We start from the raw sequence: 14773 nt of genomic DNA, 5'->3' as shown, positions 1-14773 counted from the left end.
GCGTTTAGTCTGCCGTCGGTGGCAACGGCGCCGCCTTTCCCGAAGACCGGGCCCATGAGCAAGGCTGCTCGACTTGTCGCGACATTCGTCGCGCGCATGTCGGCGGCCTTTTTTGCATTTGAAAGGCGATCAAGATGAAGAACTTTCCGATGTTCCTCCGCATGGACGGCCGGCGGGTGGTGATCTGTGGCGGTGGGGGCGAGGCGGCGCGCAAGACGCGGCTGGTACTCAAGACCGAGGCCGAGATAGTCGTGTTGGCGCCGGAGCTGGACCCGGAGCTCTCGGGGCTGGTGGCCTCGGGGCGCGCGGTGCACCATCCGGCGTTGCGCGAGGATACCTTCCACCGCGCCGCGCTGGCCTTTGTCGCCACCGGCTGCCCGGGGCTCGATGCTACGCTGGCGGATGCCGCGCGCCGGGCAGGGGCCGTGGTCAACGTGGTCGACCGGCCTGGCATGTGCGATGCCTTCACGCCCTCGATCGTGGACCGCGACCCGGTTGTGGTGGCAATCGGCACAGAGGGCGCGGCGCCGGTGCTGGGGCGTGCGATCAAGACCGAGGTGGAAACCATGCTGCCGCCCCGCCTCGGGCCGTTCGTGGCGCTGGCCGGGCGCCTGCGGGATGCGGTCGCCGAGCGGATCGCGCCGTCCGCGCGCCGCGGCTTCTGGGAATGGGCGTTTTCCGGCGCGGCCTATCGCGCGCATATCGACGGACGCGAGACGGCCGCGGCCGAGATGCTGAAGGCCGCCATCGAGGCCGCGCAGGCACCGGACGCTTCCGGCCATATCGCGCTGGTCGGCGCGGGGCCGGGGGCGAGGGACCTGCTGACCCTGCGGGCGGTACAGCGGCTGCAGCAGGCCGACGTGATCTTCTATGACCGGCTGGTCGACCCGGAAGTGCTCGAGCTGGCCCGGCGCGACGCGGACCGGGTGTTCGTGGGCAAGGAGGTCGGCGCCAGCAGCTGGCCGCAGGACCGGATCGACGCGCTGATCGTCGCCGAGGCGTCGCGCGGGCGGCGGGTTGTCCGGCTCAAGTCCGGCGATCCGTCCGTCTTCGGCCGCGCCGGGGAGGAACTCGCCGCCGCCCGCGCCGCGGGCATCGCGGTCGAGCTCGTTCCCGGCATCACCGCCGCCTCGGCGGCTGCCGCAAGCCTGCAGCAGCCGCTGACCGAGCGGGGGGAGATCGACACCTTCGTCGCCACCACCGGCACCTGCCGCCCCGGCGACGCCAACCCGCAGCGCGCCGGGCTGGCGCGTCCCGGAAGCTCCGTCGCCTTCTACATGGCCGTGGAGCGGGCCGCCGAGGTGGAGGCCGACCTGCTGGCCGACGGGGTTCCCGCCGGCTGCCCGGTCGATATCGTAGCCTCGGTCAGCACGGACCGCGAGAGGCATGTCCGGGCGACGCTCGGCACGCTGTCGGAGACGGTCGCGGGCGAAGGCATCCAAAGCCCGGCGATCCTGTTCCTGCGCTATCCAAAGTCGATGGAGGCTGCCGGTTCCGAACAGGCCCGCGCGGTGGCCTGAGCAGGCGGCTCGCGCTGTCCTGTCGTCTGGACATGCCACGCGCATTGCCGCATCACGGCTGCGTGGTGAGCTTTCCCGAGGATCCGACCATGACGACCCAGGCTTTGGCGCACGGCGTGGCGCGGGCAGAGACAGGCATCGCACGCGTCGAGGTCGACACCGGCACCGGCGGGTTGAACAGCCTGAGCTTCGCCTTTGGCGGGGGCGAGATCGCGCCACTGCACCGCGCGCCGTGGGTGGACGAGGGGCGCGAGGACGAGCTTGCGTTGATGGACCCGGTGGAGCGCCGGCTCGCGGGCGATTTCTTCTGCGCGCCTTTTGGCGGCAACGACGTGGAGCCGGGGCCGATCCACGGCTGGACCGCGAACAGTCCCTGGCGGGTCGTGGGCGCGGGGGACGGGGCGCTCGACCTGCGGCTCGATCGGCTCGTCCAGGGCGCCGAGATCACCAAATCGCTGCGGCTCGGCCGGCAGGTGCCGGTTCTTTGCCAGGAGCACCGCATCCTCGGCGGCGAGGGGCGGCTGCCGGTGGCGCATCACCCGATGATCCGGATGCAGGGCGCGGCGCGGTTTTCCTGTTCTGCCAAGCGCTTCGCGGTCACACCTGATGCGCCGCTCGAGGCTGGCCGCAACCGGCTGGCATGTCCTGCGCGGGGAGCGGACCTTTCCGCCTTTCCGGCGGCGGGTGGCGACACTGTCGATCTCCACGCCCTGCCGATCGCCGAGGGTTGCGAGGATTTCATCCTGTTGGTGGAGGCGGCGGGCAGTCCGCTCGGCTGGAGCGCTGTAGTGCGCGACGCCGAGGACGACGTGGTGCTGATCCTGAAGGACCCGGCGACCCTGCCGGTGACGATGCTCTGGCACTCCAACGGTGGGCGGGACTATGCGCCCTGGGACGGGCGTCATACCGGCGTGCTGGGCATCGAGGACGGCTGCGCGCCCGGCGCCGGCGGACACAGCGCCGCGTTCCACCCCAACGCGGTTTCCGCCGCCGGTGTGGCGGATGCTTTGGACCTGGCGCCGGGGCGGGAGCACCGGATCGCCCATGCCATCCTCGCTTTCCCGCGCCCCGGGGGCTGGCGGGAGGTGGCCGAGGTCACGCTGGAGGGCGGGCGCCTGCGGGTTGCGGACCGGTCCGGCGATGCGCTGCAGTTCGACGCCGAGCCGGCGTTTGCGGCCGTCGGCCTCTAGCGCCACGCCTGCGTCCCCGCCTCAGCGGATACGCAGGGTGGTCTCCGGATCGAAGAACACGGCCTTCGTCATGTTGAAGGAGATCGGGGAGAAGCTGCCGAGCTGGATCTTTGCGTCGGCGCGGAACCGCGCGATGCATTCCTTGCCGCCGAGCGGCGTCAGGGCAAAGGTGTCCGATCCGGCGGGCTGGCTGACCTCGATGTAGCAGTCGCGGGTCTCGATCCGCGGCGAGGTACGGTCCGCGCCGTCGGGGTCGGTCATCGCCTCCGGGCGTATGCCGAAGACCACCGGCTTGCCGAGACGCTCGCGCATCGCGGCAGTGTCGGGGGCGGGCAGGGCGATCTCGCTGCCGCCGTGCCCCTTGATCCGGACCTCTAGCCCCTCCTGCCCCTGGTCCAGCATCCCGTCGATCAGGTTCATCGAGGGCGAGCCCATGAAATCGGCCACGAACATGTTGGCGGGGTCGTTGTAGATCTCGTCCGGGGTGCCGAACTGCTGCAGGTAGCCGGCCTCGAGCACCGCGATCTTGGTGGCAAGGGTCAGCGCCTCGATCTGGTCGTGGGTGACGTAGACGATGGTGGTGCCCATCCGCTGGTGCAGCCGCTTGATCTCGGTCCGCATGTCGACCCGCAGCTTGGCGTCGAGGTTGGAGAGGGGCTCGTCGAACAGGAAAACCTGCGGATGACGGACCAGCGCCCGGCCCATCGCGACCCGCTGGCGCTGCCCGCCGGAAAGCTGGGACGGCTTGCGGTCCAGGAGTTCGCCGATCTGAAGGATGTCGGCCACCTCCTCGATCGCCTTCTCTCGCTCGGCCTTGTCGATGCCGCGGATCTCCATCCCGAAGGAGATGTTCCCCCGCACCGTCATGTTGGGGTAGAGCGCATAGGACTGGAACACCATCGCGATGTCGCGCTTCGAAGGATGCAGCCCCTCGACGTTGCGGTCGCCGATCCGAACCTCGCCGGAGCTGATCTTTTCCAGCCCCGCGATACAGTTGAGCAGCGTGGACTTGCCGCAGCCGGAGGGGCCGACGAGCACCAGGAAGCCGCCGTCCTCGATCTCCAGGTCGATGCCCTTCAGGACATCCACCACCCCGAAACTCTTGGTCAGTTTGTCGATGGTCAGTGAGGCCATGGGATCATCCCTTCACGGCGCCGGCCATCAGGCCGCGCACGAAGTAGCGTCCGGAGACGATGTAGACGACGAGGGTGGGCAGCGCGGCAAGGATCGCGCCAGCGAAGTGAACGTTGTATTCCTTCACCCCCGTGGAGGAGTTCACCAGGTTGTTCAGCGCCACGGTGATCGGCGTGGAATCGTAGCTGGAGAAGGACGCCCCGAAGAGGAAGTCGTTCCAGACGTTGGTGAACTGCCAGATGATGGTGACGACGAAGATCGGCCCGGAGGAGGGCACGAGGATGCGCCAGAACACCTGGAAGAACGAGGCGCCGTCGATCTGCGCCGCACGCACGAGTTCTGTCGGGAATGCGGCGTAGTAGTTGCGGAAGAACAGCGTGGTGAAGCCGAGCCCATAGACCGTATGCACCATCACCAGCCCCGGGATCGTGCCCGCCAGCCCCAGCATGCCGAGGATCCGCGCCATCGGGATCAGCACGATCTGGAACGGGATGAAGCAGGCCAGCAGCATCAGCCCGAAGACGAGGTTGGCGCCGCGGAACGACCACTTGGTCAGCACGTAGCCGTTGAGCGCCCCGAGGAAGGTCGAGATCAGGACCGCCGGCACGACCATCAGGATCGAGTTGAGGAAATAGGGGCGCAGCCCCGTCGCCTCGACCCCGACCTGTGTGGTGGACCAGGCGGCCTTCCACGGTTCGAAGGTGATCGCCCTGGGAGGCGCGAGCATGTCGCCGCCGTGGATCTCGTCCAGCGTCTTGAGCGAGTTCGAGACCATCACCCAGAGCGGCAGCAGGTAATAGAGCACGAAGAAGATCAGCAGCGTGTAGATCAGCGCCCGCATCAGGCGGCCGGACTGGATCGCGTTGTCCTGGCTTGGAATGCTCATCGTCTGTCGGCCCCCGCCCGGATTTCGCTGTAGAGATAGGGGATGATGATCGAGAAGATCATCACCAGCATGATGATCGCCGAGGAGGCGCCCACGCCCATCTGGTTGCGGGTGAAGGTGTAGGAATACATGAAGGTCGCCGGCATCTCGGTCGCCCGGCCCGGGCCGCCGCCGGTCATCGCCACGACGAGGTCGTAGGACTTGATCGCGAGGTGGGTCAGCACCACGAAGGCCGAGAGGAACACCGGTCGCATCATCGGGATGATGATGCGGCGGTAGATCAGGACGCCCGAAGCGCCATCGACCTGCGCAGCCTTGATGATCTCGTTGTCGACACCCCGCAGCCCGGCGAGGAACATCGCCATCACGTAGCCCGAGCTCTGCCAGATCGCGGCGATGACGATGGTGTAGATCGCCATGTCGCTGTCCTTGATCCAGGTGAACTCGAAGCTCTCCCAGCCCCATTTGTGCATGGTGTTCTGAAGCCCGATGCCGGGGTCGAGGAACCATTTCCAGGCGACGCCGGTGACGATGAAGGAAATCGCCATCGGGTAGAGATAGACGGTGCGGATGAAGCCTTCGTTGCGGATCTGCTGGTCGAGCAGGATCGCGAGGAAAAGGCCGAGCACCGAGCTAATGAGGATGTAGAGCGTGCCGAAGATCGCCAGGTTGACCAGGGCGATGTTCCAGTGCTTCAGCCCGAACAGCTTGACGTAATTGGCCAGCCCGATGAAGTCGTTGTTGGGCAGCATCCGCGAGTTCGTCATCGACAGCCATCCCGTGTAGAGGATGAAGCCGTAGACAAACAGCAATACGGCGGCAAAGCTAGGGGCCAGCACGATGCGTGGCACCCAGTCCTGAAGGCGGTCTCTCATGAAGGCTCCCTCGGTCCTGAGGGGCCGGCAGACAGGCCGCCGGCCCGGATCGCGGTCGCGCGGGGGCAGGCCCCGCGCGGCGAGACGAGGTTACTGCGCGGCCTCGACGGCGGCGGCGAGTTCTTCGGCGGCGTCCTCGGCGCTGTATTCACCGTTCAGATGCGCGGTGACGACGTCGAAGATGGCGCTCTTGATGTTGGAGCTGGCGCCGTGGCCATGCGCCATCGAGCCCTGCAGCGTGCCGTTGGCAGCGGCTTCGGCCAGGTCGGCCATGCCCTTCTTGCCGCAATCGTCGAAGGCTTCGTCCGAGATGTCGGTGCGCGCGGGCACCGAGCCCTTGACCGTGTTGAACGCGACCTGGAAGGCCGGGTCCATCACCGCCGACGCCATCAGCTTCTGAGCGGCGACCTTGTCCTCGGAGACGTCGAACATGGCGAACTGGTCGGAGTTGAACAGGACGCTGCCCTGCGTGCCGGGGAAGCGGATGCAGACGAAATCCTCGCCCGGCACCTGCTCGGCCCGCAGGAACTCGCCCTTGGCCCAGTCACCCATGGCCTGCATCCCGGCCTCGCCGTTGATCACCATCGCCGAGGCGAGGTTCCAGTCGCGGCCCGAGAAGTTGTCGTCGAAATAGCCGCGCAGCACTTCCATGCGCTTGAACGCCTCGACCATCTGCTCGGAGGAGAGCGCCTCCGGGTTCTGCTCGATGATGGCGGCCTTGTAGAAATCGTCCCCGAGGCCCAGCACGACCGAGTCGAAGATCGTGCCGTCCTGCCAGGGCTGGCCGCCGTGGGCGAGCGGGATGATCCCGTTCTCCTTCATCTTGTCGAGCACGGCGATCAGCTCTTCCCAGGTGGTCGGGGCCGCGCCGCCAGCGGCGTCGAGCGCCTCCTTGTTGATCCACATCCAGTTGGTGGAGTGGACGTTCACCGGTGCGGCAATCCACTTGTCGTCGAACTTGGAGAACTCCTGCAGCGCCGGCGGAACCACCTCGGCCCAGCCTTCTTCCGCAGCGAGGTCGGACAGGTCGCCCAGGAAGCCCTCGGCCGCCCAATCCTTGATGTCGAAACCCAGCATCTGCACGGCGGTGGGCGGGTTGCCCGAGGTCACGCGCGAGCGCAGCACGGTCATCGCCTCGACGCCGGAACCGCCGGCGACCGGCATGTCCTGCCAGGTGACGCCCTTGGCCTCGAGGTTCTCCTTGAGCACGTTGAGCGCCGCGGCCTCCCCGCCGGACGTCCACCAATGCAGGACCTCCACTTCTTCGGCCTGGGCCAGCGGCGCGGCGGCACAGAGTACGATTGCCGAGGCCGTAGCCTTCAGGGCTAGTCTGAGTTTCATGGTTTCCTCCCAATGAAAACACGCAGGTTCGAAAGTGAGCTTTATAACGATTTAACTTGGCATATCTGTCAACACTGTTTTCGCAAACAGTCTTTCGTTATCTTTCATTGGCGGTATGATCCAAGGTCAAGCCGCGGTGTCGCGGAATTTGAATCGTTTTAATCTTCGGTGTCGAGCCAGCCCATGCCGACCGGCGACCACGAACAGCCCTCCGTCCGAAGCGGCCCCCCAAGGCCCACGCTGAAGACCATCGCCGAGATGTCGGGGCTGGCCGTGGCAACGGTTTCGAGGGCGTTGGCCGATGATCCCAAGATCGCCGAGGCGACCCGCAAGCGGGTGGCGGAGATCGCGCGCCTGATCGGCTACGAACCGGACCGCGCGGCGCGGCGCCTGCGCACCGGCCGGACCATGGTGATCAACCTGATCCTCGACCCGCATTTCGAAGTGCTGGGTTTCGGCAACGCGCTGCTTGTCGGTCTGACTGGCGCGCTGGAGGGCACCGGCTACAACCTCGTCGTGACGCCCCATTTTACCGAGGAGGACGTCCTGCCGCCGATCCGCCGCATCGTCACCAACCGGCAGGCCGACGGCTTGATCTTTACCCGGACGGCGCCCTTTGACGAGCGGGTGCGGTTTCTGATGGAGCAGGGCTTTCCCTTCGTCTGCCACGGGCGAACGGAGTTCACCGAGCCGCACCCCTGGGTCGATCACGACAACGAGGCCTTCGCCTATGCCGCGGCCGGCCGGCTGGTCGCGCAGGGGTGCCAGAGGATCTGCGCGCTGCTGCCGCCCGAAAGCCTGACCTTCCGCCAGCACCTGCGCTACGGCCTGATGCGCGCGGTGCGCGAGACCGGCGTTGAGTTTCATATTCCCGATGAGGTCACGCTGGATTCCCCGATGGACCGGATCCAGGCCTGGGCGCAGGCCATTGCCACCACCCCGGACAGCCCGGACGGCTTCATCTGCGGGGGCGAGGCATCTTGGCTCGCGATCCGCAACGGCTATCGCGCGGCGGGACAGGGCGCGCGCTTTCGTGCCGTTGCGAAATCCATCTCCGGCATCCTCTCCCAGATCGATGCCGGCGCCGAGGTGATTCACGAGGATATCGAGGAGGCTGGCCGGCTCCTGGGCGACCACCTGCTGCGCCGCATCGCCGAGCCGCACCTGCCGCCGCCGCAGACGCTGCAGGCGCCGGTCATCCAGTTCCGGGACTGACCACAAGCGCCCGGAGCGCACAGCGCGCTCCCAGCCTCTTCTTGGCTCAAATACCCCAATCCGACGACTTGCCTCCGGCGCACGGCGGGGGGCAGGCCGAAGCGGTGTCAATGAGCGATCATCACGTGCCGCACGGCGGTGTAATCCTCCAGCGCGAACATCGACATGTCCTTGCCATAGCCCGATTGCTTCAACCCGCCATGCGGCATCTCGTTGACCAGCATGAAATGCGTGTTGACCCAGGTGCAGCCATAGCTGAGCCGGGCCGAGGCCTCCATCGCCCGCCCGATATCGGTGGTCCAGACCGAGGAGGCGAGCCCGTAGCGGCTGTCGTTGGCCCAGGAGATCACGTCGTCGTCCGCGCCGAAGCGGGTGATCGAGACGACGGGACCAAAGACCTCGCGCTGCACGATCTCGTCGGTCTGAAGCGCGCCGGCGATGACCGTGGGCTTGTAGTAGAAGCCGGGCCCGTCATGCAGCCCGCCGCCGGTGGTGACCTCCATGTGGCCCTGGTCGGCGGCGCGCTGCACGAAGCTGGCAACGCGGTCGCGCTGGCGCTGGCTGATCAGCGGCGGGATCTCGTTCACGGTGTCGTCGGCATTGTCATAGACGATGCCGGAGACCGCCCCGGAGAGATCCGCCACCAGCTTCTCGTAGATGCCGGCGCCGGCATAGATCCGGCAGGCGGCGGTGCAGTCCTGGCCGGCGTTGTAATAGCCGAAGGCGCGCAGCCCCTCGACGACGCGGGCAAGATCGGCATCGTCGTAGACGATCACCGGCGCCTTGCCGCCCAGCTCCAGATGGGTGCGCTTGACCGAATTGGCCGCCGCAACCAGCACCTTCTTGCCGGTCGCGATATCGCCGGTGATCGAGATCATGTCGACGCCGGGATGGTTGATCAGCGTGTTGCCGACGCTCGCCCCCTGGCCGACGATGACGTTGACGACGCCCTCGGGCAGGATCTCGGATAGCACGCCGGCCAGCTTGAGCGCGGTGAGCGGCGTCTGTTCGGAGGGTTTCAGGACGACGGTGTTGCCGCCCGCCAGTGCCGGGGCGAGCTTCCAGGCCATCATCATCATCGGATAGTTCCAGGGCGCGATGGAGGCCACGACTCCGACCGGGTCGCGCCGGATCATCGAGGTGTGGCCCTCCATGTATTCCCCCGCCAGCGGCCCGTGCATGTTGCGCACCGCGCCCGCGAAATAGCGGAAGCAATCGGCGATGGCCGGGATCTCGTCGCCGCACACCGCGCCGATCGGCTTGCCGCAGTTGAGCGCCTCGAGCTGCGCCAGCTCCTCCGCATTCGCCTCGACCGCGTCGGCAATCGCCAGCAGCTTTTCCGAGCGCTCCGCCGGCGTGGTGCGGGACCATTTGACGAAGGCCTTGCGCGCCGCCGCCACCGCCCGGTCGATCTGCTCGCCGCTGGCTTCCGGCATCTTGACGATCAGCTCGCCGGTTCGCGGGTTGAGCACCATCTCCTCGGTCTCTGTCCCGGCCTCGAAATCCCCGCCGATCAGCATGTTGGTTTCCATGGTTGTCTCCCTGTTGTCATTTGCCCTGTCCGGCCACCGTGTCGGTGCCGCGGGTCAGGTAATAGGCGCCGAGGATCGGCAGGAGCGTCACCAGCGCCACCATCATGGCGACGACGTTGGTGACCGGGCGTTCACGTGGCCGGACCAGCTCTTCGAGCATCCAGATCGGCAGCGTCTGCTGCTGGCCCGCGGTGAAGGTGGTGACGATCACCTCGTCGAAGCTGAGCGCGAAGGCGAGCATGCCGCCTGCCAGCAGGGCGGTCGCGATGTTTGGCAGGATCACGTATCGGAAGGTCTGGAACCCGTCCGCGCCGAGGTCCATCGAGGCCTCGATCAGCGAGCCCGACGTGCGCCGGAACCGCGCCACCGCGTTGTTGTAGACGACCACGACGCAGAAGGTCGCGTGGCCTAGAACGATGGTCCAGAAACTGAACGGGATGTCGGCGAGGTGGAAGGCCGAGCGCAGCGAGATGCCGGTGATGATGCCGGGCAGGGCAATCGGCAGGATCACCAGCAGCGACACCACCTCGCGCCCGAAGAACCGGGTGCGGCTCACGGCGGCGGCGCAGAGCGTGCCCAGCACCAGCGCGATGCCGGTGGAAATGGCGGCGACCTTGAGGGAGAGCGACAGGGCCTCCCACACGTCGGGCCGTTCCCAGGTGACGCCGATCCACTTGGTGGTGAAGCCCGGGGGCGGCCACTGGTAGGACTTGTCCTCCGTGGTAAAGGCATAGACGAAGATCAGCAGGATCGGCAGGTGCATGAAGGCCAAGCCGGCGGCGGCGGCGATCTTGAGGGCGAGTGGCGCGCGGTCAGAGTGCATCGAAGGCCCCCATGCGCTTGGCCGCCCAGAGGTAGATGGCCATGATGACGATCGGCACTACGGCGAAGGCGGCTGCGAGCGGGATGTTCCCGGCCGTGCCCTGGTAGGCATAGACGGCTTGGCCGATGAAGCGGCGCGATGTGCCAACGATCTGCGGAATGATGTAGTCGCCCAGCGTGAGTGAGAAGGTGAAGATCGAGCCTGCGATCACGCCCGGAAGCGCCAGTGGCAGCAGCACGTGGCGAAAGGTCTGTCCCGGCGTGGCGCCGAGATCGCCCGAGGCTTCAAGCATCGAGGCCGGTACCCGCTCCAGCGCGGCCTGGATCGGCAGCACCATGAAGGGCAGCCAGACATAGAGGAACACCAGGAAGGTGCCGGTGGCACTGACTGAAAGCGAATTGCCGCCCACCACCGGGATCGCGAGATAGGCATTCAGCAGCCAGCTCAGGTGCAGGGTCTCGAAGAGCCAGTTCAGGATGCCTTCCTTGGCGAGGATCAGCTTCCAGGAATAGACCTTGACCAGGTAGCTCGACCAGAGCGGCAGCATCACCCCGAGGTAGAACAGCGCCTTCCACTTTCCGCGGGCATAGCGCGCCGCGTAATAGGCGATGGGGAAGGCGACGATGGCGGCGGCGATGGTGACGGAGGCGGCCATCACCACGGTGCGCAGGATGATGTCGAAATTCGCGGGGGTGAACAGCTCGCGATAGGTCTTGAGCGTGAACTCGTACTGGATCAGGCCCGAGAACTCGTCGATGGAGAAGAAGCTCTGGGCCAGAAGGGCGAAGAGCGCGCCGAGGTAGACGATGCCGAGCCAGAGCGCGGGCGGCCCGAGCAGCAGCAGGATCACCAGCCGCGGGTTGCGCCAGAGAAGGTCCGAGAGCGCGGGCAGGATGCCGCGCCGGCCGGGGTCGATCGCGTGTTCGCTCATTCCGTGGCCTCCATCATGTGAAGGTCCTCAGCCGCCCAGCTCACATGCACCTGCTCGCCGGGCTGAGGAATGCGCGCGCCCTTGGGCAGGAGCGCCACCATCGAGAGGTCTTCGAGATCCAGGGACACCCGCGTCGCGGCGCCGAGGAAGGCGGTGGAATGAACGGTTGCGTGCAGCCCGTCGGCACCCAGCCCGGCATCGCCCAGCCGGACGGCCTCCGGGCGGAGCGCGCCGTGGCGCCACTGGCCGGTGACCTTGGCGACGAGATGCGGCGGCAGCACGTTGGAGGAGCCCACGAAGTCGGCGACGAAAGGCACTTCGGGGCGGTAATAGACGTCTTCCGGGGCGCCGATCTGCACGATCTTGCCGGCGTTGAATACCGCCACCCGGTCGGCCATGGAGAGCGCCTCGCCCTGGTCGTGGGTGACGAAGACGAAGGTGATGCCGAGCTTGCGCTGCAGCGCCTTGAGTTCCTCCTGCATCTGTTCGCGCAGCTTCAGGTCAAGCGCACCGAGCGGTTCGTCGAGCAGCAGCACTCGGGGGCGGTTGATCAGCGCGCGGGCCAGCGCTACCCGCTGCCGCTGGCCGCCAGACAGCTCGGACGGCTTGCGGCTGCCGTAGCCGGGCAGGGCGACCATCTCCAGCGCGTCCTCGGCGGCGCGGTGGCGCTCGGCCTTGGGCGTGCCGGCGATCATCGGCCCGTAGGAGACATTGTCGATCACGTTGAGATGCGGGAACAGCGCGTAGTCCTGGAACACCGTGTTGACGTGACGCCGGTAGGGCGGCACGCCGTGGGCGCTCTCCCCGAAGATCGAGACCTCGCCCGCGGTCGGCTGCTCGAAGCCGGCGATCAGCCGCAGGCAGGTCGTCTTGCCGGAGCCGGAGGGGCCGAGCATGGCGAAGAACTCGCCCTCGGCGATGCTGAGGTCTACGTCGTCGACGGCGCGCACGTCACCGTAGTGGCGCGAAACGCCTGAGAATCGAACCGCTGCTGTCATGGGTCTTCCGTTCAAGGGCCCACCGCCCGCAACCGGGCGGTGGGTCGTTGCCGTGAGTGGTGTTTCAGCGGCCGCCGATCACGCCGATGTAGTCCGACACCCAACGATAGTAGGGCACGCACTCGCCCTGGCTTTCGCAGCTCGAGACCGGGGTCTGCCAGAACTTGATCTTCTCGAAATCGTCCATGCCGTTGGTGGTGCAGCCCTCGGCGGTCTGCATGCCGCGACCGTCGGTGCAGGCGTCCGGCACCGAGGGGTTGGCGCCGAACCAGACCGAGAGATCGGACTGCAGGTTGGACGAGAGCGTGTGCTCCATCCACATGTAGCTGCAGTTGGGGTTCTCGGAATCGACGTGCATCATCGTCGTGTCGGCCCAGCCCGTCGCGCCCTCCTCGGGGATGACGGAGGCCACCGGCGCGCCGTCGGCCTGCAGCAGGTTCACCTGGAAAGGCCAGGAGCCGGAGGCGACCATGCCCTCGTTCTTGAAGTCGTCGATCTGGATGAAGGCGTCGTGCCAGTAGCGCGACACCAGCTCCCGCTGCCCGCGCAGCAGGTCGAGCGCGGCGTCGTACTGCTCCTGGTTCAGCTCGTAGGGCGAGGTGATCCCCAGTTCGGGCTTGTGGAACATCAGGTAGTTCGCCGCGTCGGCGATGTGGATCGGGCCGTCATAGGCCTGCACGCGGCCCTTGTTGCTCTCGCCGTCGGCCAGCGTGGTCTCCTCGAACACGACCGACCAGCTGGTGGGAGCTTCGGGGAAGGCCTCGGTGTTGTACATCAGCACGTTCGGGCCCCACATGTAGGGCGTGCCGTAATGCATGCCGCCGACGTAGTGCCACGGCGCTTCCTTCAGCCGGTCGTCGACGCTGTCCCAGCTCGGGATCAGACTGATGTTGACCGGCTGCACGCGCTTGCCCGCGATCATGCGCAGCGAGGCGTCGCCGGAGGCGGTCACGAGGTCGAACCCGCCCTCGTTCATCAGCGCGACCATCTCGTCGCTGGTGTTGGCGGTCTTCACGTTGACCTTGCAGCCAGTGGCTTCCTCGAAGCTGGTGACCCAGTCGAAGGCGGCGTCGGTTTCGCCGCGCTCGATGTAGCCGGGCCAGGCCACGATATTGACCTGGCCTTCGCCTTCTCCGATCTCGGTGAGCATCTCCTGGGCCGTGGCCTGGGATGCGATGAGGCTGACACTGGTCAGCAGTGCCAGCGTCCTTGGCGTCGCTTGCATTGTGGTTCTCCTGTTGGACTTGGGCGCGCCCCTTTCCGGGGCTTCATTGGGAGAAACGATGCGGGCGGGCGCTTGCTTTCGCAAACGCAAAATACAAAACGCAGGTATCGGAGAAACCGATATCGGCCTTTAACGCTGCTGCGCGGACTGGTGTTCCTGCGCGATGGCGATGAAATCCCGCGCCGCGGGGGAGAGCGGCGAGCCCTTGCGCCAGGCCATGCCCACCTGGACCACGGGCAGTGCCCCGGAGACATCTCGGGAGACGATGCGGTCGCCTTCGAGCGACCACGGGCGATATACAAGGTCCGGAAGCAGGGCGATGCCCGCGCCGGTGGCCGCGAGGCTGCGCACGGCCTCGACGGAACGGGTGCGAAAGGCGATCCGTGGCCGGGTGCCGAGCGCCGAGAGCAGCTTGACCGCCGCTTCGCCCATCTCGTCGATGTCCAGCATGATGAGCTGCTCGCCGGTCAGGTCGTCGAGCGAGATGCTGTCCTGCGCCACCAGCCGGTGCCCGATGGGAAGCCAGAGCCGGTAGGGCGAGACGTCGAGAATCTCCACCTGCAGCGCATGCCGGTCATAGAGGTTGGAGGTGACCATGACGGCGACATCCAGCTCGCCGCCGACCAGCAGGTGTTCGAGGTATTCGCCCTTGTCCTCGATGGCCGAGATGTCGACCAGCGGGTTGGCCCGCCGATAGCGCGCCAGCAGGTCGGACATGACGTAGCCCGCCATCAGCGATGTCACCCCGAGGTTCAGCCGGCCGGTCAAGGCCTCGCCCTCGTGTTCCAGCGCCCGCCGCGCGCCGGAGACCTCGGCGAGGATCGCGGTCGCATGGCGCAGGAACTGGTGGCCCTTGTGGGTGATGTTGAGGCCGCGCGGGTGGCGGTCGAACAGGGTGACGCCGAGGTCTTCCTCGAGGAACCGCACGGCCTCCGTCACCGCGGATTGCGAGATCGACAGGGCCTTGGCGGCATGGCTGATCGAGCCGTGTTCGGCGACGGCGACGAAGTACTGGATCTGACGCAGGGTGAAGGCCAAGGTGTCTTGCGGTCCGGTTGTCGGGGCGGGGCCAGTAAATCACGTTCGCCGCGAGCGGTCACCCT

General features: G+C 66.9%; 13 protein-coding genes. 3 read left to right on the top strand and 10 right to left on the bottom strand.

Annotated features, from left to right (window positions below; all coding sequences use genetic code 11):
• Window positions 1-134 precede the first annotated feature (134 nt).
• Together cysG and CHB86_RS06785 are read left to right on the top strand one after the other, a co-directional pair.
• Complete coding sequence (cysG, locus tag CHB86_RS06790) at window positions 135-1520, top strand: siroheme synthase CysG (protein WP_089232246.1); 1386 nt, start codon at window positions 135-137, stop codon at window positions 1518-1520.
• Between the two features lie 89 nt (window positions 1521-1609).
• Complete coding sequence (locus CHB86_RS06785; RefSeq protein WP_176442793.1) at window positions 1610-2710, top strand: hypothetical protein; 1101 nt, start codon at window positions 1610-1612, stop codon at window positions 2708-2710.
• Between the two features lie 21 nt (window positions 2711-2731).
• Here the strand turns inward: CHB86_RS06785 and CHB86_RS06780 are convergent, their stop codons facing one another.
• From CHB86_RS06780 to CHB86_RS06765, 4 genes are all read right to left on the bottom strand, one after another.
• Complete coding sequence (locus CHB86_RS06780) at window positions 2732-3844, bottom strand: ABC transporter ATP-binding protein (RefSeq protein WP_089232244.1); 1113 nt, start codon at window positions 3842-3844, stop codon at window positions 2732-2734.
• 4 nt (window positions 3845-3848) lie between these two features.
• Window positions 3849-4730 (bottom strand): carbohydrate ABC transporter permease, encoded by an 882-nt coding sequence (locus CHB86_RS06775; RefSeq protein WP_089232243.1) that lies wholly within the window; start codon window positions 4728-4730, stop codon window positions 3849-3851.
• On the bottom strand, window positions 4727-5605 hold the full coding sequence (locus CHB86_RS06770; RefSeq protein ID WP_089232242.1) for a carbohydrate ABC transporter permease: 879 nt from the start codon (window positions 5603-5605) through the stop codon (window positions 4727-4729). The genes CHB86_RS06775 and CHB86_RS06770 overlap by 4 nt, the downstream gene beginning before the upstream one ends.
• A 90-nt stretch (window positions 5606-5695) precedes the next feature.
• Entirely contained in the window at window positions 5696-6946 is a 1251-nt protein-coding gene (locus CHB86_RS06765) for an ABC transporter substrate-binding protein (RefSeq protein WP_089232241.1), read from the bottom strand.
• Between the two features lie 183 nt (window positions 6947-7129).
• On the opposite strand from CHB86_RS06765, the gene CHB86_RS06760 reads away from it, so the two are divergent.
• Window positions 7130-8161: a LacI family transcriptional regulator gene (locus CHB86_RS06760; RefSeq protein ID WP_089232240.1), complete on the top strand. Its 1032-nt coding sequence runs from the start codon at window positions 7130-7132 to the stop codon at window positions 8159-8161.
• Window positions 8162-8268: 107 nt separating this feature from the next.
• On the opposite strand, the gene CHB86_RS06755 is transcribed toward CHB86_RS06760, so the two are convergent.
• The 6 genes from CHB86_RS06755 to CHB86_RS06730 form a co-directional block, all read right to left on the bottom strand.
• Window positions 8269-9693, bottom strand: coding sequence for a gamma-aminobutyraldehyde dehydrogenase (locus tag CHB86_RS06755; protein WP_089232239.1), 1425 nt, complete (start codon window positions 9691-9693; stop codon window positions 8269-8271).
• A gap of 16 nt (window positions 9694-9709) precedes the next feature.
• Window positions 9710-10516, bottom strand: a complete 807-nt coding sequence (locus CHB86_RS06750) for an ABC transporter permease (protein ID WP_089232238.1) — start codon at window positions 10514-10516, stop codon at window positions 9710-9712.
• Window positions 10506-11447 (bottom strand): ABC transporter permease, encoded by a 942-nt coding sequence (locus CHB86_RS06745; protein ID WP_089232237.1) that lies wholly within the window; start codon window positions 11445-11447, stop codon window positions 10506-10508. Before CHB86_RS06745 ends, CHB86_RS06750 begins: the two co-directional genes overlap by 11 nt.
• Window positions 11444-12445 carry an ABC transporter ATP-binding protein gene (locus CHB86_RS06740; protein WP_089232236.1) on the bottom strand — a complete coding sequence of 334 codons (1002 nt, stop codon included), beginning with the start codon at window positions 12443-12445 and terminating at the stop codon, window positions 11444-11446. Before CHB86_RS06740 ends, CHB86_RS06745 begins: the two co-directional genes overlap by 4 nt.
• 64 nt (window positions 12446-12509) lie before the next feature.
• Window positions 12510-13670, bottom strand: coding sequence for an ABC transporter substrate-binding protein (locus CHB86_RS06735; protein ID WP_089232235.1), 1161 nt, complete (start codon window positions 13668-13670; stop codon window positions 12510-12512).
• A 129-nt stretch (window positions 13671-13799) separates the two neighbouring features.
• Window positions 13800-14708, bottom strand: coding sequence for a LysR family transcriptional regulator (locus CHB86_RS06730; protein WP_089232234.1), 909 nt, complete (start codon window positions 14706-14708; stop codon window positions 13800-13802).
• Window positions 14709-14773 lie beyond the last annotated feature (65 nt).

Origin of the sequence: Tropicimonas sediminicola, from assembly GCF_900188335.1 — a bacterium.
In the GTDB taxonomy this organism is placed as follows: domain Bacteria; phylum Pseudomonadota; class Alphaproteobacteria; order Rhodobacterales; family Rhodobacteraceae; genus Tropicimonas; species Tropicimonas sediminicola.
The sequence above is the reverse complement of the archived record's forward strand: the minus strand, read 5'-3'. Positions and strand labels throughout refer to the sequence as shown.